Source organism: Mesorhizobium sp. LNHC232B00 (assembly GCF_000502435.1).
GTDB lineage: Bacteria > Pseudomonadota > Alphaproteobacteria > Rhizobiales > Rhizobiaceae > Mesorhizobium > Mesorhizobium opportunistum.
The window spans coordinates 216,516-240,492 of the sequence record NZ_AYWP01000003.1 but is presented as its reverse complement, the minus strand read 5'-3'; the positions used below and the strand labels follow the sequence as shown (position 1 = coordinate 240,492).

Annotated in this window: 30 protein-coding genes and 1 pseudogene; 14 read left to right on the top strand and 17 right to left on the bottom strand. The window is 62.6% G+C overall.

Going from position 1 to position 23,977, the window contains the following annotated elements; translation table 11 throughout:
• Window positions 1-2: 2 nt before the first annotated feature.
• Both accC and aat read left to right on the top strand, forming a co-directional pair.
• Window positions 3-1,346 (top strand): acetyl-CoA carboxylase biotin carboxylase subunit, encoded by a 1,344-nt coding sequence (gene accC, locus X743_RS163055; protein ID WP_023764297.1) that lies wholly within the window; start codon window positions 3-5, stop codon window positions 1,344-1,346.
• A 12-nt stretch (window positions 1,347-1,358) separates the two neighbouring features.
• The gene (gene aat / locus X743_RS163060) at window positions 1,359-1,976 is read left to right on the top strand and encodes a leucyl/phenylalanyl-tRNA--protein transferase (RefSeq protein ID WP_023764296.1); all 618 of its coding nucleotides are present in this window, start codon (window positions 1,359-1,361) and stop codon (window positions 1,974-1,976) included.
• 3 nt (window positions 1,977-1,979) lie between these two features.
• On the opposite strand, the gene X743_RS163065 is transcribed toward aat, so the two are convergent.
• The 3 genes from X743_RS163065 to X743_RS163075 all read right to left on the bottom strand — a co-directional run bounded on the left by X743_RS163065 (window position 1,980) and on the right by X743_RS163075 (window position 3,577).
• A complete protein-coding gene (locus X743_RS163065) occupies window positions 1,980-2,369 on the bottom strand; it encodes a hypothetical protein (RefSeq protein ID WP_023764295.1) in 390 nt (129 codons plus the stop codon).
• 75 nt (window positions 2,370-2,444) lie between these two features.
• Window positions 2,445-3,038, bottom strand: coding sequence for a DUF2155 domain-containing protein (locus X743_RS163070; protein WP_023764294.1), 594 nt, complete (start codon window positions 3,036-3,038; stop codon window positions 2,445-2,447).
• Window positions 3,039-3,178: 140 nt separating this feature from the next.
• Complete coding sequence (locus X743_RS163075; RefSeq protein ID WP_023764293.1) at window positions 3,179-3,577, bottom strand: NADH:ubiquinone oxidoreductase subunit NDUFA12; 399 nt, start codon at window positions 3,575-3,577, stop codon at window positions 3,179-3,181.
• A 232-nt stretch (window positions 3,578-3,809) separates the two neighbouring features.
• Here X743_RS163075 and panB point away from each other — a divergent pair, with 232 nt between their 5' ends.
• Together panB and panC are read left to right on the top strand one after the other, a co-directional pair.
• Complete coding sequence (gene panB / locus X743_RS163080) at window positions 3,810-4,676, top strand: 3-methyl-2-oxobutanoate hydroxymethyltransferase (RefSeq protein ID WP_023764292.1); 867 nt, start codon at window positions 3,810-3,812, stop codon at window positions 4,674-4,676.
• Window positions 4,673-5,524 carry a pantoate--beta-alanine ligase gene (gene panC / locus X743_RS163085; RefSeq protein WP_023764291.1) on the top strand — a complete coding sequence of 284 codons (852 nt, stop codon included), beginning with the start codon at window positions 4,673-4,675 and terminating at the stop codon, window positions 5,522-5,524. Before panB ends, panC begins: the two co-directional genes overlap by 4 nt.
• 87 nt (window positions 5,525-5,611) lie before the next feature.
• On the opposite strand, the gene X743_RS163090 is transcribed toward panC, so the two are convergent.
• From X743_RS163090 to gatB, 3 genes are all read right to left on the bottom strand, one after another.
• Entirely contained in the window at window positions 5,612-6,310 is a 699-nt protein-coding gene (locus X743_RS163090; RefSeq protein ID WP_023764290.1) for an AIM24 family protein, read from the bottom strand.
• A 156-nt stretch (window positions 6,311-6,466) separates the two neighbouring features.
• Window positions 6,467-6,958 (bottom strand): GNAT family N-acetyltransferase, encoded by a 492-nt coding sequence (locus tag X743_RS163095; protein ID WP_023764289.1) that lies wholly within the window; start codon window positions 6,956-6,958, stop codon window positions 6,467-6,469.
• Between the two features lie 4 nt (window positions 6,959-6,962).
• On the bottom strand, window positions 6,963-8,462 hold the full coding sequence (gene gatB / locus X743_RS163100) for an Asp-tRNA(Asn)/Glu-tRNA(Gln) amidotransferase subunit GatB (RefSeq protein ID WP_023764288.1): 1,500 nt from the start codon (window positions 8,460-8,462) through the stop codon (window positions 6,963-6,965).
• 183 nt (window positions 8,463-8,645) lie between these two features.
• On the opposite strand from gatB, the pseudogene X743_RS1000000170375 reads away from it, so the two are divergent.
• Window positions 8,646-8,774: pseudogene (locus X743_RS1000000170375) on the top strand (YjhX family toxin); the annotation flags it as partial.
• Window positions 8,775-8,820: 46 nt separating this feature from the next.
• Here the strand turns inward: X743_RS1000000170375 and X743_RS163105 are convergent.
• The gene (locus tag X743_RS163105) at window positions 8,821-9,252 is read right to left on the bottom strand and encodes a CBS domain-containing protein (protein WP_023764287.1); all 432 of its coding nucleotides are present in this window, start codon (window positions 9,250-9,252) and stop codon (window positions 8,821-8,823) included.
• 87 nt (window positions 9,253-9,339) lie between these two features.
• A complete protein-coding gene (locus tag X743_RS163110; protein WP_023764286.1) occupies window positions 9,340-10,095 on the bottom strand; it encodes a rhomboid family intramembrane serine protease in 756 nt (251 codons plus the stop codon).
• Between the two features lie 393 nt (window positions 10,096-10,488).
• Here X743_RS163110 and X743_RS163115 point away from each other — a divergent pair, with 393 nt between their 5' ends.
• From X743_RS163115 to X743_RS163130, 4 genes are all read left to right on the top strand, one after another.
• Window positions 10,489-11,121, top strand: coding sequence for a PAS domain-containing protein (locus X743_RS163115; protein ID WP_023764285.1), 633 nt, complete (start codon window positions 10,489-10,491; stop codon window positions 11,119-11,121).
• 118 nt (window positions 11,122-11,239) lie between these two features.
• Complete coding sequence (locus X743_RS163120; protein ID WP_013895776.1) at window positions 11,240-11,857, top strand: PilZ domain-containing protein; 618 nt, start codon at window positions 11,240-11,242, stop codon at window positions 11,855-11,857.
• 277 nt (window positions 11,858-12,134) lie between these two features.
• Window positions 12,135-12,743 (top strand): transglutaminase-like cysteine peptidase, encoded by a 609-nt coding sequence (locus X743_RS163125; RefSeq protein ID WP_023764283.1) that lies wholly within the window; start codon window positions 12,135-12,137, stop codon window positions 12,741-12,743.
• Window positions 12,744-13,022: 279 nt separating this feature from the next.
• Window positions 13,023-13,583 carry an ankyrin repeat domain-containing protein gene (locus tag X743_RS163130; protein ID WP_023764282.1) on the top strand — a complete coding sequence of 187 codons (561 nt, stop codon included), beginning with the start codon at window positions 13,023-13,025 and terminating at the stop codon, window positions 13,581-13,583.
• 43 nt (window positions 13,584-13,626) lie between these two features.
• On the opposite strand, the gene X743_RS163135 is transcribed toward X743_RS163130, so the two are convergent.
• Entirely contained in the window at window positions 13,627-14,154 is a 528-nt protein-coding gene (locus X743_RS163135) for a gamma carbonic anhydrase family protein (RefSeq protein ID WP_013895779.1), read from the bottom strand.
• 20 nt (window positions 14,155-14,174) lie between these two features.
• Window positions 14,175-14,516, bottom strand: a complete 342-nt coding sequence (locus tag X743_RS163140) for a hypothetical protein (RefSeq protein WP_023764281.1) — start codon at window positions 14,514-14,516, stop codon at window positions 14,175-14,177.
• Between the two features lie 123 nt (window positions 14,517-14,639).
• Between X743_RS163140 and X743_RS163145 the strand changes: the two genes are divergently transcribed.
• Complete coding sequence (locus X743_RS163145; protein WP_023764280.1) at window positions 14,640-15,371, top strand: hypothetical protein; 732 nt, start codon at window positions 14,640-14,642, stop codon at window positions 15,369-15,371.
• A 57-nt stretch (window positions 15,372-15,428) separates the two neighbouring features.
• On the opposite strand, the gene X743_RS163150 is transcribed toward X743_RS163145, so the two are convergent.
• Together X743_RS163150 and cysE are read right to left on the bottom strand one after the other, a co-directional pair.
• The gene (locus X743_RS163150; RefSeq protein WP_023764279.1) at window positions 15,429-15,632 is read right to left on the bottom strand and encodes a DUF3126 family protein; all 204 of its coding nucleotides are present in this window, start codon (window positions 15,630-15,632) and stop codon (window positions 15,429-15,431) included.
• 152 nt (window positions 15,633-15,784) lie between these two features.
• Complete coding sequence (gene cysE, locus X743_RS163155; RefSeq protein WP_013895783.1) at window positions 15,785-16,633, bottom strand: serine O-acetyltransferase; 849 nt, start codon at window positions 16,631-16,633, stop codon at window positions 15,785-15,787.
• A 145-nt stretch (window positions 16,634-16,778) separates the two neighbouring features.
• Here cysE and X743_RS163160 point away from each other — a divergent pair, with 145 nt between their 5' ends.
• Window positions 16,779-17,384, top strand: coding sequence for a hypothetical protein (locus X743_RS163160; protein ID WP_023764278.1), 606 nt, complete (start codon window positions 16,779-16,781; stop codon window positions 17,382-17,384).
• Window positions 17,385-17,615: 231 nt separating this feature from the next.
• Here the strand turns inward: X743_RS163160 and X743_RS163170 are convergent, their stop codons facing one another.
• The 3 genes from X743_RS163170 to X743_RS0135515 are packed head-to-tail and all read right to left on the bottom strand — an operon-like array spanning window position 17,616 to window position 19,584.
• Window positions 17,616-18,383 carry an alpha/beta hydrolase gene (locus tag X743_RS163170; protein ID WP_023764276.1) on the bottom strand — a complete coding sequence of 256 codons (768 nt, stop codon included), beginning with the start codon at window positions 18,381-18,383 and terminating at the stop codon, window positions 17,616-17,618.
• A gap of 20 nt (window positions 18,384-18,403) precedes the next feature.
• Window positions 18,404-18,964 (bottom strand): DUF192 domain-containing protein, encoded by a 561-nt coding sequence (locus X743_RS163175; protein WP_023764275.1) that lies wholly within the window; start codon window positions 18,962-18,964, stop codon window positions 18,404-18,406.
• A gap of 23 nt (window positions 18,965-18,987) precedes the next feature.
• Entirely contained in the window at window positions 18,988-19,584 is a 597-nt protein-coding gene (locus X743_RS0135515) for a cold-shock protein (protein ID WP_013895787.1), read from the bottom strand.
• Window positions 19,585-19,800: 216 nt separating this feature from the next.
• Here X743_RS0135515 and gloA point away from each other — a divergent pair, with 216 nt between their 5' ends.
• Together gloA and X743_RS163185 are read left to right on the top strand one after the other, a co-directional pair.
• Window positions 19,801-20,241, top strand: coding sequence for a lactoylglutathione lyase (gene gloA, locus X743_RS163180; RefSeq protein ID WP_023764274.1), 441 nt, complete (start codon window positions 19,801-19,803; stop codon window positions 20,239-20,241).
• Window positions 20,242-20,382: 141 nt separating this feature from the next.
• A complete protein-coding gene (locus X743_RS163185) occupies window positions 20,383-20,676 on the top strand; it encodes a DUF2218 domain-containing protein (RefSeq protein WP_013895789.1) in 294 nt (97 codons plus the stop codon).
• Between the two features lie 2 nt (window positions 20,677-20,678).
• Here X743_RS163185 and X743_RS163190 read toward each other — a convergent pair whose 3' ends face one another.
• Both X743_RS163190 and ilvA read right to left on the bottom strand, forming a co-directional pair.
• A complete protein-coding gene (locus X743_RS163190) occupies window positions 20,679-21,233 on the bottom strand; it encodes a DUF1697 domain-containing protein (RefSeq protein WP_023764273.1) in 555 nt (184 codons plus the stop codon).
• The gene (ilvA, locus tag X743_RS163195; protein ID WP_023764272.1) at window positions 21,230-22,486 is read right to left on the bottom strand and encodes a threonine ammonia-lyase IlvA; all 1,257 of its coding nucleotides are present in this window, start codon (window positions 22,484-22,486) and stop codon (window positions 21,230-21,232) included. Before ilvA ends, X743_RS163190 begins: the two co-directional genes overlap by 4 nt.
• Before the next feature lie 411 nt (window positions 22,487-22,897).
• Here ilvA and X743_RS163200 point away from each other — a divergent pair, with 411 nt between their 5' ends.
• Window positions 22,898-23,971, top strand: coding sequence for an alpha/beta hydrolase (locus tag X743_RS163200; protein ID WP_031257478.1), 1,074 nt, complete (start codon window positions 22,898-22,900; stop codon window positions 23,969-23,971).
• The last annotated feature ends 6 nt before the right edge of the window (window positions 23,972-23,977 follow it).

The following is a 23,977-nucleotide window of genomic DNA, read 5'->3' as shown; positions in this document are numbered from 1 at the left end:
GGATGTTCCAAAAGATCCTCATCGCCAATCGCGGCGAAATCGCCCTTCGGGTGCTGCGCGCCTGCAAGGAACTCGGCATCCAGACCGTTGTGGTGCATTCGACCGCCGACGCCGACGCCATGCATGTCAGGCTTGCCGACGAGAGTGTGTGCATCGGCCCGCCGCCGTCGCGCGACAGCTATCTCAACATCCACCAGATTGTCGCGGCCTGCGAGATCACCGGCGCCGACGCCGTGCATCCGGGCTACGGCTTCCTGTCGGAGAACGCCAAGTTCGCCGATATTTTGGCAGCCCACAACATCACCTTCATCGGCCCGTCCGGCGACCATATCCGCATCATGGGCGACAAGATCGAGGCCAAACGCACCGCCAAGCGCCTCGGCATTCCGGTGGTGCCGGGTTCCGACGGCGCGGTGACCGAGGAAAAGGAAGCCAAGCGCATAGCCGCCGAGATCGGCTATCCGGTGATCATCAAGGCATCGGCCGGCGGCGGCGGACGCGGCATGAAAGTTGCCCATACCGAGGCCGACCTCGAGGTCGCCTTGCAGACGGCGCGCTCGGAAGCGGGCGCCGCCTTCGGCGACGACGCCGTCTACATCGAGAAATACCTGCAGAAGCCGCGTCACATCGAGGTGCAGGTGTTCGGCGACGGCTTTGGCCGCGGCGTGCATTTCGGCGAGCGCGACTGCTCGCTGCAACGACGCCACCAGAAGGTCTGGGAAGAGGCCAATTCGCCGGCTCTCAACGCCGAGGAACGGTCCCGTATCGGCAGCATCTGCGCCACGGCCATTGCCGATCTCGGCTATTCGGGCGCCGGAACGATCGAATTCCTGTACGAGAACGGCGAGTTCTATTTCATCGAGATGAACACGCGCCTGCAGGTGGAGCATCCGGTGACGGAAGCGATCACCGGCATCGATCTCGTCCACGAGCAGATCCGGGTCGCCTCCGGCGGCGGACTTTCGGTCAAGCAGGAAGACATCAAGTTCAACGGCCACGCCATCGAGTGCCGCATCAATGCCGAGGATCCGCGCACCTTCACGCCCTCGCCCGGCACCATCACGCATTTCCACACGCCTGGCGGCCTCGGCATCCGCGTCGATTCCGGCGTGTATTCCGGCTACAGGATCCCGCCCTATTACGACAGCCTGATCGGCAAGCTGATCGTGCACGGCCGCAATCGCGTCGAGTGCATGATGCGGCTGCGCCGCGCGCTCGACGAATTCGTCGTCGACGGCATCAAGACAACCTTGCCGCTGTTTCGCGATCTCGTCGGCAATGCCGACATCGCCAATGGCGACTATGATATCCATTGGCTGGAAAAATACCTGGCCAAGGAAGAGTAGGCCGGGGACGCGATGACCCGCCCTTACGCGCCTGGCTATCGCATCCCCACCGACCTCCTGCTCAAGGCATACGCCTCGGGCGTCTTTCCCATGGCCGAAAGCGCTGCCGACCCGGAGGTGTTCTGGGTGCGGCCGGAGACGCGCGGCATCATTCCGCTGCACGGGTTCCACACGCCGAAGAGCCTGAGGAAGACAGTCCGCAAAAACCTGTTCGACATCCGCTTCGACTTCGACTTCGAGGCAACGATCGACGGCTGTGCCGAAAAGCGCGACGAGCGCCGCTCGACCTGGATCAACGCGCCGATCCGCGAAGCCTATGTGCAACTGCACCGCATGGGTCATTGCCATTCGGTCGAGGCTTGGCGCGAGGAGCGGCTGGTCGGCGGCCTCTATGGCGTGTCGCTGGGGCGGGTGTTTTTCGGCGAAAGCATGTTTTCCAAGGAGACGGACGCGTCGAAGACCTGCCTCGTCCATCTCGTCGAACGCTTGAAGGCGCGCGGGTTCGCGCTACTCGATACGCAGTTCACCACCGAGCACCTCAAGCGCTTTGGTGCTGTCGACGTGCCGCGCGGCAAATACGAGAAGATGCTGGCCGAGGCCCTGAAGGGCGAAGCGGTCTTCTTTCCGTAGGGATCAAGCCTTATCGGCCGCGGCCTCGATCGGGGTCTGCGAATGGAACATCATCTTCCAGCCGTTGACGCGGTGGACGTAGCCGGTGCTGACCAGCGCGGCATAGGGTTCGCCGTTCTCCCGCGTCGCATGCGCCTCGTAGGTCAGCATGATGACATCACTGCCCGGTTCGATTATGCCCTTGAGCTCGATGTCGAGGTCGCGCCATCGGTTGGGATTGGTCGCCGTCTTGGCCAGATCGGCATTGTCCATCGCTCGTGCCATCCGCGGAAATGCCACCAGGCACTCCGTGTCGACATTGGCCGCATAATAAGCGGCATCGCCTGTCCAGAACCCTTTTTCGAGTTCGAGCAACTCTGTCTTGCTGGCCGTGATCCGCTTGCTGTCCGACATCGGAATGTCCTCCGGGCGCATCGATGCGCAGTCGCCCGTGGCCCAACGCATGATGACCACGACGGTTCCCGGGGATCAGTTGGTGTCGGTGGTGTCCGGCTCCGTGGGATCGGGCTGTTCCACATCCGGGCTGACCTCAGCGTTCGGCTTGGCGGCAGCCGGCTTGGTGACCGCCGGCTTCGAAGCGTCGGCCTTGGTGGCGTCCGGTTTGGTGGCATCCGGCGCCGGCACATCGGACTTCTGCTTGCACGCCTTCAGCCAGACGTCATAGACGGCATGTTCGACGGCGTTAAGACCCGGGCTTTCGGCAAACATCCAGCCGGTGAAGATGCGGCGAATCTTGCGGTCCAGCGTGATCTCGTCGACCTCGACGAAGGAGTCCGTCTTCGGCTCCTCGTTCTGCGGCCGGGAATAGCAGACACGCGGCGTCACCTGCAAAGCGCCGAATTGCACCGTCTCGTCGATATAGACATCGAAGGTGATGATGCGGCCAGTGATCTTGTCGATGCCGGCGAACTCGGCAACCGCGTTGGTGATGCGGTCCGATCCCGCGGACGGAGCCGGCGCGGGTGCCGCGGGTGCGGGCGACGCGGCAAAGGCGGCGGTGCTGACGGCGAGGCTGGCAGCTACCGTCAGACCGCCTGTCGAGATTCGGTTGAAAAAGCTCATGCAAGGGTACCGGTGGTTCGCGCCCAGGTGATTCCGTTGATCGCCAAGGCTAGTCGGCGTTTTCTGATGAGCAAGCAGCTAAACACCAATTGTGGCGATAAAGGACCGGCCTGCGCTTTGCGCCGTTACAAGCCGGGCTGTTACGACCCGGGCGTCCAGGCGTCGTAGTCGCCGGTAACCTGCGGGCGGTGCTGGTTGGTCAGCACCGAGCCCTTCGGGCGATAGGCTGCCGGTGTTCCGGTCAGATTGGGCTGATGCGACTTCTGCCAATCGCGCGGCTTGTAGTCGTCGCTCGGTGGCGCGACATCGACCCGGTGGTGAATCCAGCCGTGCCACCCTGGCGGAATAGCGGAGGCTTCCGAATAATTGCGATAGATCACCCAGCGACGCGTGCGGCCTTCCGAATCGACACCGCCTTCGTAATAGACGTTGCCTGTCTCGTCCTGGCCGACCTTCTTGCCGTACCGCCAGGTGTGCAGGCGCGTTCCCAGCGTCTGGCTGTTCCACCAGGTGAAAAACTGCGTCAGGAAAGTCTTCATCTCAGAACCCTCGCGCTGGCGGCGCCTGTTTCCTGCTTATGGCGTCAGGCCTTCGGGAAGGCAAGGGTTTTGCCACGCAGAGCGCACAAATGGCGCGCCCGGGATCGACACCGACTTGTGATCTTTCCACATAACGGGATGCGCGCTTGCCAAGTCTTCCCGGTGTTTCTAAAGCTCGGCGCGGTCCGCGCGGCAATATCCAAACTGACCGCGAGCCCAACGGAGGTGACGATTGGCCACGGAATTGCCGACCACCGACAGCCGCGTCAGTCCAAGCCTGATTCGCCAGCGCAAGGGAGGTACGCCTCTCGTTTGCCTCACGGCCTACACCTATCCCGTCGCCCGCCTGCTTGATCCCCATGTCGACCTGCTTCTGGTCGGTGACAGCGTCGCCATGGTCCTGCATGGCCATCAGACGACGCTGGGCGCCTCGCTCGAGATGATGATCGCGCATGGGCAGGCCGTGATGCGCGGCTCCGCCAAGGCCTGCGTGGTCGTCGACATGCCGGCCGGCACCTATGAGGATTCAGCTGCACAGGCCGTTGCCTCGGCGCGGCGCATCGTCGACGAAACCGGCTGCCAGGCAGTCAAGCTGGAAGGCGGCGTCGACATGGCCGGACGGATCGCCGCGATCGTGGCCACCGGCATTCCGGTCATGGGCCATATTGGCCTGCTGCCGCAATCGGTCGAGAAGGAGGGTGGCTACAAGATCAAGGGCCGCACTGACGAGAATGTCGCGGCGCTGGTGGCGGACGCGCTGGCCGTCGAAAAGGCCGGTGCGTTCTCGGTGGTCATCGAAGGCACCATCGAGGCGGCCGCCGCCGACATCACGCGCCGCATCGCCATTCCTACCATCGGCATCGGCGCCAGCGCCGACTGCGACGGCCAGATCCTGGTCATCGACGACATGGTCGGGCTGACCGTCGATCGCGTGCCGAAATTCGTCAAGGAATATGCCGATCTGCGCAGCGTGATCGCGCATGCCGCCGAGCGCTACGCACTAGAGGTGCGAAGCCGGACATTTCCCGGTCCTGCCCATGTCTTTTCGAGTTCAAAACTCTTGTCCCGCACGAACACAAGTGGCGGAGATGACGCATGAGCCGGCCTGACGTCGTCGACAGCGTTGCCGCCCTTCGCGCGCGGATCCGGGACTGGCGCCGCGATGGGCTTCGCGTCGCCATGGTGCCGACCATGGGCGCGTTGCATGAGGGGCATCTCTCCCTGATCAGGATCGCACGCGAAAGAGCCGAGCGCTGCGTGGTGTCGATCTTCGTCAACCCGACGCAGTTCGCGCCGAGCGAGGATCTCGACAAGTACCCGCGCCAGCTCGCCCGCGATCTCGATATGCTGGCGACGGCCAGGGCCGATCTTGCGTTCATACCGACGGTCGATGCGATGTATCCCGCCGGCTTTGCCACCAGGATTTCGGTCGGCGGCCCGTCCGCCGGGCTCGAATCGGATTTTCGCCCCACCTTTTTCGAGGGCGTCGCCACCGTGGTGGCCAAGCTGTTCCTGCAGGCAGCGCCCGACTTTGCCGTCTTCGGCGAAAAAGACTATCAGCAGCTTTGCGTCGTCAGGCAGCTCTGCCGAGACCTCGACCTGCCCGTCGAGATCATTGGCGCACCGACCATACGCGATCCGCATGGCCTGGCCATGTCGTCTCGCAACGCCTATCTCGGCGAGGCCGAACTCCAGATCGCTCGCCAGCTCAACGTGGTCCTGCGCAAGACAGCAGCGGCGCTGGCGGCGGGCGCGGGCCAGAAAGACACGATCGCCGAAACCCGCAGCACCTTGATCGCCGCCGGCTTCCAGACGGTCGACTATGTCGAGGCTCGTGAGAGCCTGACGCTCGGGCCATGGCGGCGCGAGCGCGCAGGCCGCGTTCTCGCCGCCGCCTGGCTTGGAAAAACCAGGCTGATCGATAATGTGGAAATTGCCTCCGCCTGATGTAACAACCGACGGCCAGTGCGGCATGATCCGCGAATTGTCGCCGCCTTGCGCTCACGCTGCGGGGCCTGAAACTCCGGTCGCCGCCTATTCCTCGGTCGGCATATGCAGGTACATCGACTGGATGCCGACCCGGCCCGGGCCGGTGAAGCGGTTGACGATGAAATTCATGTTGGCGCCGAAGAAGCCGCTCGACAGGCGGTCGATCTTGGTTTCCATCTTGACCGAGGTGTCCTTGAACAGCCAGCCGCCCGGCTCGATGTCGATGGTCTCGCCTGGTGCAAGCGTCTTTTCGAAGACATTGCCGTAGCCGTGCAGCCAGACGATGCCGTCGCCGGCATCGCCGCGAAAACGGTCGATGAAAAAACCGCTCTGTCCGAACAGCATCGTCGCCAGGCCGCGCACTCGCTCGAACGTGTAGTCGACATTGCCGGTAGCGGCGAGAAACTGGTGTTCGCGCACCTGGATCTCCTCGCCGTACCTGAGATGGATCGGCACGATGTGGCCGGGTCCGTCGCGGCTGAAGGCGATGATGCCCGCCCCCGACGCCTCGGTGACGAAGATCTGCATGCCGGCCATCATGCGCTTCAGCGCGCCCTTCAGCGATTTCAGCCCGATGGTGATGGTGGAGTTCTTCCACAAAAGGATGTGGTGCTCGAAATAGACCGGCATCCGCGTCACATCGACGGAAAGCACGGGCACCAGCTCGCCCGCTATATGATAGGTGACGCCACCAAAAGTTTCGTCCGACACCTGTGTCGGCATCAGTTCCGGCAAGCTTGGCATGATCCCCCCAACGCCGCCTTGCGTGCCGGTTCATTCCGGCTTCCGCGCGGTCAGCTGAGGCAGCTTTGGGGCCGGAGCCAAGGGGCGTCAAACGAAAACAGCCCCTCCACAACGCCGCTCGCGCGAAGGTGATCCAGACCTGTCCGCCGGAAGGAATCAGTCGGCGAGCGGCCGGTGATAGACGAGCGTTGCCTCACCAGTGGCGCGTGCGCGCTCGCCGGCATCGCCGGACCGCACGAAGCCGTTCGCCTCGTAGAAGGCGATGGCGTGCGTGTTCCGCTTCTCCACCTCCAGACGAACGGCCCGGGCTTCGGGGAAGCATTCGATGACCTCGTCGAGGAGCATGCCGCCAATGCCCCTGCCCTGCAGGGTTGGAAGCACGTAGAGCTGTTTCAGGACAACCAGGTCTCCGCCATCGACGCTTTCGGCAAAAGCCACGCCGCCAATGCGCTTGCCGTCATCGGCGACGAGGAATTCGCTGTTCGGCTTGGTCAGCCGCGCCTTCAGCGCGGCGATCGAATGCCATTCCTCGGTTATCGCGGTGACCCGCTCGGGGCCGTAGATGGCGTCATAGGTCGCGTGCCAGGTTTCGACCAGCAACGCCCGGATGGCAGCAAGGTCACGATCCCCTGCGGTGCGAACGAACATGGCCCTACTCGATGCCGAGCTTGGCCTTGACCAGGTCGTTGACCGCCTGCGGGTTGGCCTTGCCGCCCGTTGCCTTCATCACCTGGCCGACGAACCAGCCAGCCATCGTCGGCTTGGCGCGCGCCTGCTCGACCTTGTCGGGATTGGCTGCGATCACCTCGTCGACGGCCTTCTCGATGGCGCCGGTGTCGGTGACCTGCTTCATGCCGCGGCTCTCGACCAGCTGGCGCGGATCGCCGCCCTCGTTCCAGATGATCTCGAACAGATCCTTGGCGATCTTGCCGGAGATCGTGCCATCCTTGATCAGGTCGATGACAGCACCAAGCTGATCGGGCGAAACCGGAGCGTTTTCAATATCCTGGCCGGCCTTGTTCAGTTGCCCGAGCAGATCGTTGATGACCCAGTTGGCGGCGAGCTTGCCGTCGCGGCCGGCGGCCACCTTTTCGAAATAGTCGGCGATCGGCTTTTCCGAGACCAGGATCGAGGCATCATAGGTCGAGAGGCCGAGCGAGGCGATCAGCCGTGCCTTCTTGGCGTCGGGCAATTCCGGCAACTCCTTGGCCAGCGCATCGACATAGGCCTGGTCGAACTCGAGCGGCAGAAGATCGGGATCGGGGAAATAGCGGTAGTCGTGCGCCTCTTCCTTGGTGCGCATGGAGCGCGTCTCGCCCTTGACGGCATCGAACAGGCGCGTCTCCTGGTCGATCTTGCCGCCATCCTCGATGATGGCGATCTGGCGCCTCGCCTCATAGTCAATGGCCTGGCCGATGAAGCGGATCGAGTTGACGTTCTTGATCTCGCAGCGCGTGCCGAATTCGCCGCCGGGCCTGCGCACGGAGACATTGACGTCGGCGCGCATCGAGCCCTCGTCCATGTTGCCGTCGCAGGTGCCGAGATAGCGCACGATGGTGCGCAGCTTGGTGACGTAGGCCTTGGCCTCGTCGGCGGAGCGCATGTCGGGCTTTGAGACGATTTCCATCAGCGCTACGCCCGAGCGGTTGAGATCGACATAGGACATCGTCGCATGCTGGTCGTGCATCGACTTGCCGGCATCCTGTTCCAGATGCAGGCGTTCGATGCCCACCTCGATGTCCTCGAATTCGCCCTGGCGGTCGGGACCGACGGAGACGATCACCGTGCCCTCGCCGACGATCGGCTGCTTGAACTGCGAGATCTGGTAGCCCTGGGGCAGATCGGGATAGAAATAATTCTTCCGGTCGAACACCGACTTGTGGTTGATCTGCGCCTTCAGGCCGAGGCCGGTGCGGATCGCCTGCTTGACGCATTCCTCGTTGATGACGGGCAGCATGCCGGGCATCGCCGCATCGACCAGGCTGACATTGGCGTTGGGGGCCGCGCCGAAAGTGGTCGAGGCGCCAGAAAACAGCTTTGCTTCCGAGGTCACCTGCGCATGGACCTCGAGGCCGATGATGATCTCCCAGTCACCGGTGGCGCCGGGAATCAGGCGTTTTGCGTCGGGCGTGCGGGTATCGATGAGTGTCATGGTAGCCTGCGCTTCTAGCTCGCGAATATTGCGATTTTCGCGAATTTGGGTGTTGGCCTTCGCTAGTGCAAACCGCCCGGCGAGACAAGCGCAAAGCCGCAGGTTGGCCTTTTCTGACCTGTTCGCCTATAGGACTCCCATTCCAATGGAGAGTGGATGTCCACTTACGCTCAGTCCCGGTAAGGCCCTGACCATCTCGACCTGTTTCGAAAGCTGAAACGCAAGAAGGCGGTTTCGTCGTCGGGTGGCCGTCCCTACCGCATCACAAGGCGCGGACTTGAACTCGTCCGCTCCGAACTCGACAACAGGTAGCCTTGTGCCGCCGGCCGGAATATCGGCCGGCGTTTTCCTTCGCCGCTCAGGCGGTGGCGATGTAGGCGCGTATTTCCTCGGCCTCACGCTCGACATCCTCGATGCGGCGCTTGACCACGTCGCCGATGGATACGATGCCATCGAGCAGGCCGTCCTTTTCCACCGGCAGGTGACGGAAACGCCCCCTGGTCATGATCTCCATCACCTCGTTGACGGTGTGGTTCTCGTTGCAGATCTTCACCTTCGGCGTCATGGCCGAGCGCACGGGAATGTCGAGCGCTGCGGCACCTTCCCTGGCGACCACCCGCACGATGTCGCGTTCGGACAGGATGCCGACGATCTTGTGATCGCCGTTGGTGATGACCAACGCGCCGATCTTGTGTTCGGCCAGGATGCGGATGGCTTCGCTCAGCTTTTCGTTCGGCCCGAGCGTCAACACGTCATGGCCTTTTCTTTCCAGAATTGCCTTAACCGTCATGGCGTCCTCCTCTGCTTCGCCTGCCGGCCCCCTGCCCAGACCGGCTTCACGTAAGAGTGAACATGGTGCGCCGTGATCGGTTGCATTTCAAGTGCGGTCGAGGCTCTCCCGTTCCGGCGCCTGCCATCCTCTGTCGAACCACCGCAGGCCGAAAAAACCCGCGATAAAGCCGCCAATATGAGCTTCCCAGGCAATCTGGCCATCTGTTCCCGGCGCGAAGCCGAGAAAGCCGGTGGCGAGGTTGATGATCATCCACATGGCAAGGAAGATGACGACCCCGCGCGAGCGCAGCACGATCGAGACCGGCAGCACCGGGCCGGCGAAAGCAGCCTTGCCGGCCGAACGGTCGGTGTGGAAGCCAAAACGCGCCGCGGCACCCATCATGCCCGATATGGCGCCGGAAGCGCCGACCAGCGGCGCCTCTCCGTACGGATGCATCGCCCAGAAGAGCGCCACGGAAGCCAGTCCGGTCACGGCAAAGAACACTGCGAACCGGAGTGCGCCCAGACGATTGGCCAGCGGCGAGCCAAAAGCCGCGAGCCAGACCATGTTGATGGCGATATGGGCAAAACCGCCATGCATGAAGGCATAGGTGAAGGGCCGCGTGAACAGGAACCAGTCGAAGCCGTATTGTCCGGTGTAGAGGACGGGAATGAAGGCCCCGTCGTACAACAGCGTCATCAGCTGCGTGTCGTTCAGCCCATACTGCTGCAGCAGAAAGACAGCCGCGCAGATGCTGATGATCGCGAGCACCACCGGCGGCAGGTTGAACACCGGCTCGCGACGCCGTTCCGGCTCCAGGCCGGCCTGTTCCATTTCGGGGGGACTTTCGGGTTCGCTCATAAGCGCCAGCACTCGATCCAGGGAATTCAGTCGGGCGAGCATCTAGACCACTGGCAGCCAACTCACAAAGGGCGAATCGCCCCAGCGCGAATCAAAAAAGAAGCCGTCCAAGGTTTCCCTTGAACGGCCGGTCGAGCCCCCTGCTCCCCTAAAACTCTTGACTGAAGTGCTGCCGATCGTCGCGAAACGACCGCTTCTGGAGTGGTTTTGGTGTGCCACAGGGCTCGCCCGGGCGCAACGTAAACCACTTGTTAACCTTAACGGCCCCGACCCGTGAACAAGTGTTAACGACGCTGGCACGCTTCCTGCTCGGCAACGCATGTAGGTCATCGGAGGGCGCCCTTCTGTTCACCGATGGGACATCAGACGACAGAATGCGCGGAGCTGCATAGCATGAACCAGAACGGATCGATCACGCTGTTCCACTATTGGAACCGCCTGCGTGACGGACGCCCCGCTCCGAAGCGATCGGAGGTCGAGCCGGCCGACATCAAATCGCTGCTGGCCGATACGTTCATCCTGGAACGGGACACGCGCGGGCAACCCGTGTTCCGCCTGGCCGGCACCAGGCTGTGCGCCTGTTATGGCCGCGAACTCAAGGGGTTCTCGTTCCCGTCATTGTGGCGCGAAAAAGACCAGCGGCTGGTATCGCGGCTGATCCATGGCGTCTTCGACCAGAAATCGGTCGTGCTGATCGCCTTCGAGGGCTTTAGCCGCAACGGCCGCTCCAACAAGTTCGAATTGCTTGCCCTGCCGCTTGACGGCGGCGTCGAAAACCCGCGCTGCCTCGGCGTGATCAGCGCCGTGGAGAAGCCGTTCTGGCTGGGTGCGGATCCAATCACCGACGCATTGATCGATTCGATCCGCGTGATCGACCCGGAAAAGGAACTCCTCAACAACCGCCCGGCGATCAGCGTTCCCTCGCTCGTTCCAGACGAGATCGACACCCCCGAAACGATCTCGGAACTCGGCCGCGCGCGCCGCATCCGCCATCTCGTCGTGTTCGACGGCGGGCGCGAGGAATAGTTGACGATCTGCCGGTCCGACGGGCTTACTTTTCCCCTTTGTTAACCCGCTTTGTTGTAGTTCTGCGATGAAGTTCCCCGCATCGACGCGCGGAATGTCAAACGGGGTGTAGGCAGACATGAGGTCAGCGGCGGTCGACTACGCGCCGTCCCAAGCTGAAAGGCGTAACTTTCAGCGCGTCCGGGTCAAGATATACGGGCGCTTCATGCTGGAAGACCGAACCGAGCACCCTTGCCAGGTCGTCGACATGTCGCCCGGCAACGTCGCGTTTCGCACCGATCGCATCGGTATGCCCGGCGAGAAAGTCATTGCCTATATCGACCATATCGGCCGCATCGAAGGTGTCGTGACACGCACCCTGCAGGACGGCTTTGCGATGACGGTGATTGCGTCCGACCGCAAGAAGGACAAGCTTGCCGCGCAATTGACCTGGCTTGCCAACAAGCACGAGCTCGACCTGCCGGAAGACCGTCGCCACGAGCGCGTCGCGCCGCGCAATCCGACCAGCGTGCTGCAGCTCACCGACGGCCGCCAATATCAGTGCCGGATCATCGACCTGTCGCTGTCGGGTGCGGCGGTCGAGATCGACGTCAAACCGGCGATCGGCGTCCAGGTCACGCTCGGCACCATGCGCGGGCAGATCGTTCGCCATTTCGAGGATGGCGTCGCCATCGAATTCGCCGTCATCCAACGCCCCGAGACGCTCGATTCCGAATTCAACACACCGCGCGCCTGACCGGATCGGTCAGGTCAGGACGCCCCAATCGAACCGGCCCTTCGCGGCCGGTTTTTTGTTCGGTAAAACAGCGATCGAAATCTCGCCGGGCAGCCCGCAGTTATCGACAGCCTGCATACTCGAAAGGCACCGGGCCCCCGCAATCCAAACAATTCAATACTCAAATGATTCAAATTTTATGTTTATTCTACAGGCGTTTTACTTAATATCTACTTCGCGCCTTTGCGTCAAATAAATCCACCTGTGGCAATGTCTCCTTCGAACGGGGAGACTAGAAATGAAAAAAACGAGGGGCAAGCTATTGCTGCTGGCAATGGCGATGCAGCTTTCCGCTTGGGGATCAGCATATGCCGCGGGACCGGCCTATATGCACACCGGCGGCCGCACCACACAGCCTGTTGGCCATTATGAATTCTGCCAGCGCATTCCCAGCGAATGCAACGAGAAGACGCCCAAGGGAGCGCCGGTCGACCTGACCCGCAAGCTCTGGGCAACGATCATCAACATCAACAATTCGGTCAACACCCGCGTCAAGCCGCGCACCGACATGGAAAACTACGGTGTCGAGGAATACTGGGCCTATCCCGGCAATGGCTATGGCGATTGCGAGGACTACGCGCTGGAAAAGCGTCGCGAGCTGATGGATATCGGCGTGCCGGCCGGCGACCTGCTGATGACGGTCGCGCGCCAGCCAAACGGCGACGGCCATGCCGTGCTGACCGTGCGCACCAGCCTCGGCGAGTTCATTCTCGACAATCTGCAAACCAAGGTGCTGTCCTGGACGGACACCGACTACACCTATCTCAAGCGCCAATCGACGGAGAATTCCGGCGTTTGGGTGACGATCAACGACGGCCGCTCGGACGCGGTCGCCAGCGTACGCTAAGGGCGCGCAGAGAACTGAAATCAAGCGCGTCGCACGAATGGGACGCGCTTTAAGGAGAAACCCGGTCGAGTCCCCACCCTCCCCGTCCCCAACGACCGGGTCATAGGAGCCGGCCCCGTCCCCGGGCCGGCTCCGCCATTTCTGGCGGTCGCTTGAGCAACCTATCACCTTGGCGGCACTGAAGATCGGTCGAGCCAATGGTGTCATCCCGACCCACCTTTCCACGAGCAGCAGGTCGAGGCACTATACGCCGTTGATTTCGCCTTCTGGATCACGGTGATGTTGGAAATCCCGGAAGATCGATGCGAGCGCCATCGTCTGTTCGAGGCGATCGACGACGCGTTCAAGGCCGATGACTTCGATGGCCTTGGCAAAGCCCTGGGCGGCTCGGCGCGCTGGTTCGACGAACGCATGCCGTTTGAACTCGGCCTCGGGCACCCGCTGGAATATGCGATTTATTGGAGTTCGGTCGGCTTCATCTCGACGTTGCTGGATGCGGGCTCCGATCCGAATTATCAGGATCACGGTGGCTTTCCGGCAATCATTGCCGCGCTGTCCACCGACCGCACCGACCGACTGGAAATCGTCAGACTGTTGATCGACGGTGGCGCCGATCCCAACATGCGGGGCGTGAACGACTGGACACCGCTTCACTATTCAGTGGTCATTCGTAGCGCCGAAGCAATCCGCCTGCTTTTGGCGGCGGGCGCCGACCCGATGCTCGAAACCCGCATCGACAACTATACGACAGCCGTCGAGGAGGCCGACAATGCAGGCTTCGAAGCCGGTGCTTCATTGTTGCGTGATGCGATAGCCGGGCGCGGCTCTAGCGGACGGTGAATTGGGCTGCGATCGTCGGCAACACGGACAGGTAGGAATGCCCTCAAACCTTCTTCAGCCCCGCCTTGAAGCGTTTGCCGTTGGCGACGTAATGCGCAGCCGAGCCGCGCAACCTGGCGACCGCCGCGTCGTCAAGCACCCTGATCGCCTTGGCCGGTGAGCCGACGATCAGCGAATTGTCCGGGAATTCCTTGCCTTCGGTGACCAGCGCGCCGGCGCCGACCAGGCAATTCCTGCCGATCTTCGCTCCGTTCAGCACGATGGCGCCCATGCCGATCAGGCTGTTGTCGCCGATCGTGCAACCATGCAGCATCGCCCGGTGGCCGATCGTGCAGCCTTCGCCGATGGTCAGCGGAAAGCCGGGATCGGTGTGCATGACCGTATGTTCCTGCACATTGGTGTCGGCGCCGATGACAACAGGCTCATTGTCGCCGCGGATGACGACGCCGAACCAGAACCCTGCGTTGCGGCCGACCCTGACATTGCCGATCAGTGTCGCATCGGGTGCGATCCAGTTCGAGCCGGCGTCCACGAAACTGGGCTCCGTTCCATCGATCGCATAAAGCGGCATTGTCGGCCTCCGAATCGCATTCAGGCTGGAATGCCGGACCCTAGGAGACGGATCGTCCATGAGGCAATGGCAAGCACGACGATGCCCAGCGCCAGGGACCAGGCAATCGCGGTGCAACCGCACGACAAGAGCGCCACTGTCGAAATGCGGTTCTGGCGTCGGGCATCCAGGGCATCGTTGACCAACATGAATGGCCCGGCGCCGGCGGCCGCCGCCAGCGAGCGCAGCACATGCGAGGGCGATACATAGGGTTCCGCGAAGGCGACCTTGCGGCCTGACACCAGTTCCATCGTCGAGCCGATCAGCCCGCACACCGTCAGCCCGACGACAAAAGCGAACAGGAAGGGTTCCATCTCAGTCATCTTAACCTTCCATTTACCATGAAATCGCACAGTCGTTTCAGCAAGGCTGCAAGAGCCGTGCCGAGCGATGTGTGCCGCCGAGGGACACCCAAGGCGCATGGCAAGCTGGATCCGAGGACCGAGATGAAACAGGCAACGATCGCCGACGGCCCCGAGCTCACCGTGGTCGATTCCGTGCTAATGAAGCGGGTGTTCTACGCCTTCGCGGCGCTGGCCTTGCTGTCGATTGCCATCAGCCTTGGCGGCAAATGGTTCGGGCACTCCATCGCCATGGCCGGCTATACGGACGATCCGACCATCCGTCAGGTGGTCATCGGCAACAATGTCATTGCCGTTCCGGCCAACACCATCCGGTTCGCCCAGGCCCGGCGCGACGGCATCGCCTCGCGTCTCGACCTTTATCTTCGCTATCCGCAGATGGACGGCTTCAGTGCGGCGGCGAGCGACGACTTCAATCACACCGGGACAGCCAAGAACATCATTTTCCTGTCCTTCGAACAGCAGATGATGTCGCGCGACATGAGCGGCCGGTTCGCACCGATCTACAGTGCGCTGATCGTCCAGCCCGGCATTCCCGGGCCAGGCAGCACGACGGTCTACGGCTTCAATGAGAAGTCAGGCTATCTGAACGAGGTACTGGTCGTCGGCAAGCGGGAGGGCAAGGACCCCTTCGTGGCGCGATGCCTGAGCGGGCCGAGCGCCGGCGAATCGCTGGCGCCCTGCGAGCGGGATATCCACGTCGGCGAGGATCTCAGCCTCACCTATCGTTTTCCGAAAGAGTTTCTCGATAATTGGCAGGCGCTCGACGCGGCAATGACGGACGAGGCCGCGCGAATCCTGAAAACCGGGCGCTGACGGACAGGTGCCGAGGCCGGCCGCGCTCGACGCGGCCCGCCGTGAAACAATGCTGGCTCAGGCCAGATCGATGTCGAGGATCGCCATCGAGAAATTGTAGTCGCCGTCGTCCTCATCCTTGAAGACGATGCCGAGGAACTCTTCACCGACATAGACTTCGGCCGAATCCTCTTTGCGCGGCCGTGCCTTGACTACAAGCTTGGGGTTCTGGAAGACGCGCTTGAAATAGGCGTCCAGCTTTCTGATTTCGTCCGGCTTCAACAGTCTTCTCCGATCATCGGGCTTGCTGGTTTGAAGGGCGCTTCTGGCACGTCGACAATGGCGATGTAAAGGCAAGCCGGCTGTATTGCACCGGAAGCCGCAGCGCCGCCGGGCAATCGCGATCACGCCAGGCAGCGCGCCGGCGTGGAAAATCAGATGTCGAAGCTGACCACCTGGTCCATCGTCTGCGACGGCAGCAACTGGTCCATCTGGCGCGAAGGCTGATCGCAGCCGGTCTCGCCGACGACACGGGCCGGCACGCCGGCAACGGTCTTGTTGTGCGGCACCGGTGACAGCACCACCGAGCCGGCGGCGATCTTGGAGCAGTGGCCGATCTCGATGTTGCCGAGGATCTTGGCGCCGGCGCCGATCAGCACGCCACGGCGGATCTTGGGGTGGCGGTCGCCGCCGGCCTTGCCGGTGCCGCCCAGCGTCACGCCGTGCAGGATCGACACATCGTCCTCGATGACCGCGGTCTCGCCGACGACGAGGCCGGTGGCGTGATCGATGAAGATGCCCATGCCGATGCGCGCGGCCGGGTTGATGTCGGTCTGGAAGACCGAGGAAGAACGGCTCTGCAGGTAGAGCGCGAAATCCTTGCGGCCCTGGTTCCATAGCCAATGCGCCAGCCGATGGGTCTGGATGGCATGAAAGCCCTTGAAATAGAGAACCGGCATGATGAACCGGTCGCAGGCCGGGTCGCGATCATAATAGGCCTGGATGTCGACGCGCACCGTGGTCGGCCAGCCCTTGTCGTCGGCCAGCATCGATTTGAAAGTCTGGCGGATGAGGTCGGAGCCGATATCCTGATGGGCGAGCCGCTCGGCGATCCGGTGGATCACGGCCTCTTCCAGGCTCTCCTGATTGAGGATCGTCGAATAGAGGAAGGCGGCAAGCAGCGGATCGCGGTTGACCGCTTCCATCGCTTCGTCACGGATCGACCGCCAGATCGGATCGACCGGCTGCAACGCGCTGTGGCGGGAAATGCTGATGCTGTTCATCGACGTCTTGTCCTGCGTCCTGCTAGCTTGCCTGTGGTGCTGCCTGCTATCCGGCCGCACATATAAGCCAGATCATAGCACGATTGAACTCAATTTTCCTTAGTGCTCTGTCAAATGGATTTGGTTCGCAGGAATTCAAGCAGCCATGGAAAACGAACCCTTGATCGACAATGCTGTGAAAACCGAGCTTTCGGCGCTCTACCGGGCCGAGGACCGCCACTACCACAACCTTGCCCATATCGAGGCGATGCTGGCGCTGGCTGGCGACTATCGGGGGCTGCTCAACGATCCCCAGGCCGTCGAGGCGGCAATCTGGTTCCACGACGCCATCTACGACAGCAAGGCCAAGGACAACGAGGCCAAAAGTGCGGCTCTCGCCGAGAAATGGCTCGCGGGCCGCATCGATGCCGGGCGCCTGAGCCGCATCATCGCGATGATCCTGGCCACCGCAACGCATGAACTGCCCCGGTTCGACGACGCAACGGCCACGCGGGACGCCAGCCTTTTCCTCGACATGGATTTGTCGATCCTGGGTGCCGGGCCGGATGCCTTCGACGCCTATGAGCGCGCGGTCCGCCGCGAATATGACTGGGTCGAGGAGCCGATGTGGCGTGCCGGCCGCGGCGCGGTGCTGACGAATTTCCTTGCCCGTCCGCATATCTTCCACACGGAGGAATTTCGCAGGCGTTTCGAGCCGCAGGCCAGGCTGAACATGGCGCGGTCGCTGGAGGCGCTGCAAAAGCCTGCCTGATCGATCTCCCTGACGCCCTTGCGGGGCCTTACGTGCTTCGTGCCACCGGGATCGTATCGAACAGGGCTCCGAGAAACGCTTGGACAAGCGAGCGCTGGGCATCGGTCTTGCGGTAGGCGACCTGGTGGATGGAGCTGAACGCGTAGGCCCTCGGCCTGATTGCTGTGCGTGCTCGCAAAGTCGGTTCAAGGCGCAAGGGGCCGGGACTGGGCCCGGCACCGGCGCGCAGCTTCAAAGCGGATTTTCGGCGTAGAACTCCAGCACGCGCTGCTTGAAGGTCTTGTCCCCGACCGCCAGCATATGGTCCCTGCCCTCGATGTGAAAAGCCCTGGCGTTCGGCATCAGGGCGGCTAGCTCATCCGGCGAACCGCCAATGTCGTCGGTGGTGCCCACCGCGATCAGCGTCGGCTGGGCGATGCGGGCAATATCGTCCTCGCTCAACAGCTCCCGCGATTTGACGATGCAGGCGGCAAGCGCCCGGCGGTCGCTGCGGGTCTGGTCGGCGAAGGCGCGGAAGGAACGGCCGCGCGGATGCGTGGTCGTGGCCGGATCGTCGGCAAGAAGGGCCGCGGCGATCGGATCCCAGTCGCCGACACCGTCGATCATGCCGATGCCGAGGCCGCCGAAGACCAGCGTCGCCACCTTGTCGGGATCGGACAGCGCCAGGAAAGCCGCGATACGCGCGCCCATCGAATAACCCATCACGTGCGCACGTCCGATGCCGAGATGATCCAGCAGGGCGGCCGCGTCGGAGGCCATGGCGTCGGGCGTGTAGTCTGCCTCCTGATAGCTTTTGGACGACGAGCCGTGGCCGCGATTGTCGAAGGCGATGGCGCGGTAACCGGCGTCGTTGAGCGTCTTGAACCAGCCGGGCGACACCCAGTTGACATAGTGGCTCGAAGCGAAGCCGTGGATCATCAGCACGGGATCGCCCTCGCCCGATGCCGGCTGGCGGTCGAGGAAGGCAAGATCGAACCCGTCATGTGAAAAATACTGCATCAGCGATCCCGCCTGCGTATTCAACCGCCGCCGCTGGGCGCATCGCCCTTGTCGGCCGGCGGCATGCCAGGCCCCGATGCGGTGCCGATCGCCGGATGGCGCAACAGATCGCCATCCGCGATACCGTCCCGGGCGGCCGTGCCGGCCTTGAGTTCGAGCACGAAGCGGACCGGCTCGCCGGGCGACACGATCGCCTCGGATTGCGGCTCGCCTTGCTTGATCGCCCGTATCCTGCCGTCCTGGCCGACAAAGATCAGGTCGAGCGGCATCGGCGTGTTCTTCATCCAGAAATTGACCTCCCGGGTCTCGTCGAAGACGAACAGCATGCCGTGATCGTCGGCCATGTTCTCGCGGAACATCAGGCCGGCCTCCCGCTCTGCCTCGTTATCGGCGACTTCGATCGAAAAGGAGCGTTCGCCGCTTTTCGTGACCGCGAACAGCGGTGTCGGATCGACAGGAAGGACCATCGCCCGGCCTTCGGCCGCGCTGGGTACCTGAAAATAGAAGAAAGCGCCTGCGGCGATGATGACGGCAGCAACGGCGCAGATCATGCCCGCCGTCAGCCAGTTCCTGTGAGCCATTCGAAATCCTCGGCCGGGTCGCCCTAATGCGAGACCGGCAAGGTACCCATATCGGGGTGAATTTCGGCGGCCATAAGGCCTTTGTCACCGCGCCCGAAACGGACCAGCACGACCTGTCCGGGCCGAAGCTCGGTGATGCCGTAGCGGCGCAGGGTCTCCATATGGACGAAAATGTCCTCGGTACCCTCGCCGCGGGTCAGGAAGCCAAATCCCTTGGTGCGGTTGAACCATTTGACCAAGGCACGTTCGAGCCCGCTCTCCGGCGTCACCGAGACATGGGTGCGCTGCTCCTGCATTTCCGCAGGATGGACGGCGGTGGTGACATCCATGGACAGCACGCGGAAGGCCTGCAGGCCGCGCTCGCCCTGCTTGACAAGGCAGACCACGCGCGCGCCTTCCAAGGCTGTCTGGAAACCGTCCCGTCGAAGACATGTCACATGGAGGAGGATATCGCCCGAGATACCGTCATCCGGAAGGATGAACCCGTACCCCTTGGCCACATCGAACCACTTGATGGCGCCGGCTATTTCGACGAGATCGGCGGCATCGCCGCCTTCGTCGCGCGTCAAGGCGTCGCCAAGGGTATCGGCCCGCCCCGTCAAAGAGGCCTTTTCCCCCATAAGAATGCCCCCTCTTTTCAAGAACACCGCAACTGATTCTTGTTACCAGATTAACACCGGCGCTTCCCGTGTGTGCAAGACCTGACGTGCCTTTTTTCACGGTTCATTGCGGGAATACCGTATTTGTTCTTTGCCGGCATCTCCGCGGCCCGACGATTGCCCTTTGAGCGACCCGACCCTATGTTGCGCCGCAACCCAACAAATCGAGGAAAACACATGCGCTATCTGCACACCATGGTCCGCGTCGCCGATGTCGATGCCTCGCTCGATTTCTACTGCAACAAGCTCGGCCTGAAGGAAGTGCGCCGCTATGAAAACGAGCAGGGCCGCTACACGCTGATCTTCCTCGCCGCGCCGGAAGACGAGCAAAGCGGCATCAACGAGAAGGCACCGCTGGTCGAACTCACCTACAATTGGGATTCGGAGGACTACAAGGGCGGGCGCAATTTTGGCCACCTCGCCTATGAGGTCGACGACATCTATGCCACCTGCCAGCGGCTGATGGACAGCGGCGTCACCATCAACCGGCCGCCGCGTGACGGCAACATGGCCTTCGTCAGGTCACCCGACGGCATCTCCATCGAGCTTTTGCAGAAAGGTCCGGCCAAGGCCAAGGCCGAGCCCTGGGCTTCGATGGCGAACACCGGAAGCTGGTAAGCTTCCATCCATGCCGGGCGAATATTGCCCGGCGGCCTTTGGCGTTCGGCAACACAGCGCCTATCTGTCCGATGTCGCGCCGGCTTTGAACCGCCGGCGCCTTGTCATGCCAATGGGCGTCCGCCCGCGGAGAATTCAGTCATGCCGTCCAGCCATGCCGACGTCGCCACCGAACATGCCAGCCGCTATTTGCAGCAATTGTGCAAGCACTGGGCGCACAAATTCCCGGTCGAGTTCGATCCCACCCATGGCACGATCGATCTCTCGCTCGGCCGCACCACAATGGATGCCGATGCAAGTGCGCTGCACATCGCGGTATCGACTGACGAAGCAGGCTCGCTCGAGCGCCTGGAAAGCGTTGTTGCCGATCATATCAAGCGCTTTGCCTTCCGCGAAGAGTTGAGTTTCGACTGGAAGCGGGCTCCGGCGGCGTAATCCTAGTTCTTGCCGGCCTTACCGGCCATTTCCAGCAACGCCAGCACCGAGCGCCAGTTGCGCGCGGTGCAAGGCACCTTCAGAACGCGCGGAATGAGGTTGGCAAATACTGATTTGCCGAGCCCGTCCGGCGCGCTGAGGTAGAGCACGTCTCCCTTGACTTCGAAGCGCTCGGGGCCGGTGCACTTTTCGGTGAGCCGCGCCACCTCTTCGGCGGTCGGCTCGCGCTCCAGCGCATAGGCATGGAGCTTGGTGTGGTCAGCGGCCGCTTCCGGATAGGGATTTTCGTTCACCAGCCGTTCGAACCAGGAGAGATCGCGCACCATGATGCGCGAATGAAAACCCCACTTCTTCTCGAAGGCCGCCCCGATCTGCCTGGCCAACGTAGCGGCATCGCCCTTCCCTGCCCGGAACACGGCATTGCCGCTCTGCACATAGGTGGCGACGTCGCAAAAGCCGAGATCCTCGAAGAACGTCCGCAACTCCGCCATCTTGACGATGCGGTTGCCGCCGACATTGATCCCGGAAAACAGGGCGACGAAGGTTTTTGCGCTCATATGATGAACCCCGCCAACGTCTCGTTGTCGGTGATGTCCTGATACTGGACCCCCTCGGCCTCGAAATTCGCTTTCAGCAGATCGAAATTGCGGCGATCCTTGGTTTCGATGCCGATCAGAACCGAGCCGAAATTGCGCGCCGACTTCTTCAGATATTCGAAGCGTGCAATATCGTCGTCCGGACCCAGCAGTTCGAGGAAGTCGCGCAGCGCGCCCGGCCGCTGCGGAAAGCGGATGATGAAGTATTTCTTCAATCCCTCGAAGCGCAGCGCCCGCTCCTTGACGTCCGGCAGCCGCTCGAAATCGAAATTGCCGCCCGAGACGACCGCGACAATGGTCTTGCCCCGGATCTCCTTCCTGGAAAAGTCCTTCAGCGCATCGATCGCCAGCGCGCCGGCCGGCTCCAGCACGACGCCTTCGACATTGAGCATTTCGATCATGGTGGCGCAGAGCCGGTTTTCCGGGATGAGCCGCACCGTGTCGGCGGCGAACTCCTTGAGATGCCGCAGCGGTTCGCGGCCGATCTCGGCGACCGCCGCGCCGTCGACGAAGTTGTCGACCTTGGCGAGCTTTAGCCGTTTTCCCGCCGCAAGGCTCTCGCGCAGGCTGGGCGCCCCGGCCGGCTCGCAGAAGACGAACCGCGCGTCCCGACCCTGATCGGCGAAGTAATGCGTCACCCCGGCAGCCAGGCCCCCGCCGCCGACCGGCAGCATGACGATGTCGGGCATGCGCGCGCCCGGCATCTGGTCCGCGATCTCATAGGCGACCGTCGCCTGTCCCTCGATGATGTCCTTGTGATCGAAGGGCGGCACCATGTGGGCGCCGGAGCTTTCGGTGAATTCGAATGCGGCGCGGTAGCAGTCGTCGAAGAAATCGCCGACCAGCCTGATCTCAACGAAGTCGCCGCCGAACAGCCTGGTCTTGTCGATCTTCTGCTGCGGGGTGGTCACAGGCATGAACACCACGCCCTTCCTGCCGAAATGGCGGCAGACGAACGCGAAGCCCTGCGCATGGTTGCCCGCGGAAGCGCAGACGAACAGTTCGGCCTGGTTGCCGGCGGCAAGCGCCTTTCGGAAGAAGTTGAAAGCGCCACGAATCTTGTAGGACCGCACTGGGCTCAGATCCTCGCGCTTCAGCAGCACCCGCGCGCCGGTCTTTTTCGACAGATAGTCATTCTCCTGCAGCGGCGTCTCCGGAAAAATCTGACGGATCGCGGCAGCGGCGGTGGCGACGCGCGAGGAAAAGCTGGTCATGGCAAGATCATCCCGGACCGCCCGCAGGCGAGTTAGACACAACCCTATTGCACATCCGGCAGGGCAAGACCATTGTCGGATTGGCGTCGCGCCAATTGCAACATATTCCTGTCATGACTGCAGTCACTTGAAAGCGTTTGTTGATGTCCTCTGCAAACGGTGCAGGCGCGCATCGTCGGTGCCGCTCGCGGCATCCGGCCGAGGCTCCGGGGTGTTGGCCTTGCGCGGCGTTCCAGCCGTCCCGCCGCCGCGTTGGCTTTCGCGCAACAGTCGGAGGGCCGTCGCCGGACGCCGATGAGATTTCGGCTGGACACGACTTACTTCCGCCGCACTTTGGCCTGCTGGGGAGATATCGCGGAGGGTGGACGGCCCTTGTTTGGGCCCGGTGGAATTTTGACGTGGAATTTTGACGTGCATTTGAAGACGATTTGCATTCTTGCGCTTGCCTTGCTGGTGGCAGGCTGCGGCGGCCGCCAAACCGAGGAACTGCTCGGTAGCGCGGTCATGGCCGTACCGGTGACGGAAATCGCCGGCAACCACTCGATCTTCATTGCCACTACGCGCAAGAAATCCGATGATCCAAACAAGGTCTTCGATGGCGAACGCTCGGCGACGCTGAACTACGCGCGCGTCAACGTCACCGTGCCAGGCGTCCACCAGACCGGCCAGATCGAGCGGCGCTCGCGCGGCAAATCGAACGATCCGACCAAGTATTTCATGGCCTCCGAGGTCGTCGGCTACGACACCCAGCCGAAATTCTCTAGCGCGCTCAACGCCGACATCGCCGCGCGCGGCGGCCGCGTCATGGTCTTCGTCCATGGCTACAACACCGGCTTCGACGATGCCGTCTACCGCCTGACCCAGATCGTCCATGATTCCGGTTATCCCGGCACGCCCGTGCTGTTCTCCTGGGCCTCGGGCGCCAAGACCACCGACTATGTCTACGACAAGGAAAGTGCCAGTGCCGCCCGCGACCAGCTCGAAGTGACCTTGCGCATGCTGCAGCAGTCCGGCGCACGGCGTATCGACATTGTCGCGCATTCGATGGGAACCTGGGTGACCATGGAAACGCTGCGCCAGATGGCCATCAGCGGCGACCGCGACCTCGGCGGCAAGCTCGGCGACGTTGTGCTTGCCTCGCCCGACATCGATGTCGACGTGTTCAAGAGCCAGATGCGCCGCTACGGCAAGCCGGACAAGCCGTTCATCCTGCTGTTGTCGGACGACGACCGGGCGCTCAGGCTCTCCGGCCTGATCGCCGGTGCGCGGCCACGCGTCGGCGACTACAAGGACGCCGCCGATCTTGCCTCCTATGGCGTGACGGTGGTCGATCTCTCCAAGGTCAAGGGCAGCGACAGCTTCAACCACACGAAGTTCGCCGACAATCCGGCCCTGGTGAAGATGATTGGCCAGCGGTTGCGCGAGGATGACGGCTTTGCCAGCGACCGCGACGTGACCGACCGCATCAGCCTGCTTGGACAATAGATGCGG

Excerpts from the sequence above, each read along its gene's own strand:
- accC (WP_023764297.1), top strand. The coding sequence starts at position 3 with ATGTTCCAAAAGATCCTCATCGCCAATCGCGGCGAAATCGCCCTTCGG.
- aat (WP_023764296.1), top strand. The coding sequence starts at position 1,359 with ATGACCCGCCCTTACGCGCCTGGCTATCGCATCCCCACCGACCTCCTG.
- X743_RS163065 (WP_023764295.1), bottom strand. The coding sequence starts at position 2,369 with ATGTCGGACAGCAAGCGGATCACGGCCAGCAAGACAGAGTTGCTCGAA.
- X743_RS163070 (WP_023764294.1), bottom strand. The coding sequence starts at position 3,038 with ATGAGCTTTTTCAACCGAATCTCGACAGGCGGTCTGACGGTAGCTGCC.
- X743_RS163075 (WP_023764293.1), bottom strand. The coding sequence starts at position 3,577 with ATGAAGACTTTCCTGACGCAGTTTTTCACCTGGTGGAACAGCCAGACG.
- panC (WP_023764291.1), top strand. The coding sequence starts at position 4,673 with ATGAGCCGGCCTGACGTCGTCGACAGCGTTGCCGCCCTTCGCGCGCGG.
- X743_RS163090 (WP_023764290.1), bottom strand. The coding sequence starts at position 6,310 with ATGCCAAGCTTGCCGGAACTGATGCCGACACAGGTGTCGGACGAAACT.
- X743_RS163095 (WP_023764289.1), bottom strand. The coding sequence starts at position 6,958 with ATGTTCGTTCGCACCGCAGGGGATCGTGACCTTGCTGCCATCCGGGCG.
- gatB (WP_023764288.1), bottom strand. The coding sequence starts at position 8,462 with ATGACACTCATCGATACCCGCACGCCCGACGCAAAACGCCTGATTCCC.
- X743_RS163105 (WP_023764287.1), bottom strand. The coding sequence starts at position 9,252 with ATGACGGTTAAGGCAATTCTGGAAAGAAAAGGCCATGACGTGTTGACG.
- X743_RS163110 (WP_023764286.1), bottom strand. The coding sequence starts at position 10,095 with ATGAGCGAACCCGAAAGTCCCCCCGAAATGGAACAGGCCGGCCTGGAG.
- X743_RS163115 (WP_023764285.1), top strand. The coding sequence starts at position 10,489 with ATGAACCAGAACGGATCGATCACGCTGTTCCACTATTGGAACCGCCTG.
- X743_RS163120 (WP_013895776.1), top strand. The coding sequence starts at position 11,240 with ATGAGGTCAGCGGCGGTCGACTACGCGCCGTCCCAAGCTGAAAGGCGT.
- X743_RS163125 (WP_023764283.1), top strand. The coding sequence starts at position 12,135 with ATGAAAAAAACGAGGGGCAAGCTATTGCTGCTGGCAATGGCGATGCAG.
- X743_RS163130 (WP_023764282.1), top strand. The coding sequence starts at position 13,023 with ATGTTGGAAATCCCGGAAGATCGATGCGAGCGCCATCGTCTGTTCGAG.
- X743_RS163135 (WP_013895779.1), bottom strand. The coding sequence starts at position 14,154 with ATGCCGCTTTATGCGATCGATGGAACGGAGCCCAGTTTCGTGGACGCC.
- X743_RS163140 (WP_023764281.1), bottom strand. The coding sequence starts at position 14,516 with ATGACTGAGATGGAACCCTTCCTGTTCGCTTTTGTCGTCGGGCTGACG.
- X743_RS163145 (WP_023764280.1), top strand. The coding sequence starts at position 14,640 with ATGAAACAGGCAACGATCGCCGACGGCCCCGAGCTCACCGTGGTCGAT.
- cysE (WP_013895783.1), bottom strand. The coding sequence starts at position 16,633 with ATGAACAGCATCAGCATTTCCCGCCACAGCGCGTTGCAGCCGGTCGAT.
- X743_RS163160 (WP_023764278.1), top strand. The coding sequence starts at position 16,779 with ATGGAAAACGAACCCTTGATCGACAATGCTGTGAAAACCGAGCTTTCG.
- X743_RS163170 (WP_023764276.1), bottom strand. The coding sequence starts at position 18,383 with ATGCAGTATTTTTCACATGACGGGTTCGATCTTGCCTTCCTCGACCGC.
- X743_RS163175 (WP_023764275.1), bottom strand. The coding sequence starts at position 18,964 with ATGGCTCACAGGAACTGGCTGACGGCGGGCATGATCTGCGCCGTTGCT.
- X743_RS0135515 (WP_013895787.1), bottom strand. The coding sequence starts at position 19,584 with ATGGGGGAAAAGGCCTCTTTGACGGGGCGGGCCGATACCCTTGGCGAC.
- gloA (WP_023764274.1), top strand. The coding sequence starts at position 19,801 with ATGCGCTATCTGCACACCATGGTCCGCGTCGCCGATGTCGATGCCTCG.
- X743_RS163185 (WP_013895789.1), top strand. The coding sequence starts at position 20,383 with ATGCCGTCCAGCCATGCCGACGTCGCCACCGAACATGCCAGCCGCTAT.
- X743_RS163190 (WP_023764273.1), bottom strand. The coding sequence starts at position 21,233 with ATGAGCGCAAAAACCTTCGTCGCCCTGTTTTCCGGGATCAATGTCGGC.
- ilvA (WP_023764272.1), bottom strand. The coding sequence starts at position 22,486 with ATGACCAGCTTTTCCTCGCGCGTCGCCACCGCCGCTGCCGCGATCCGT.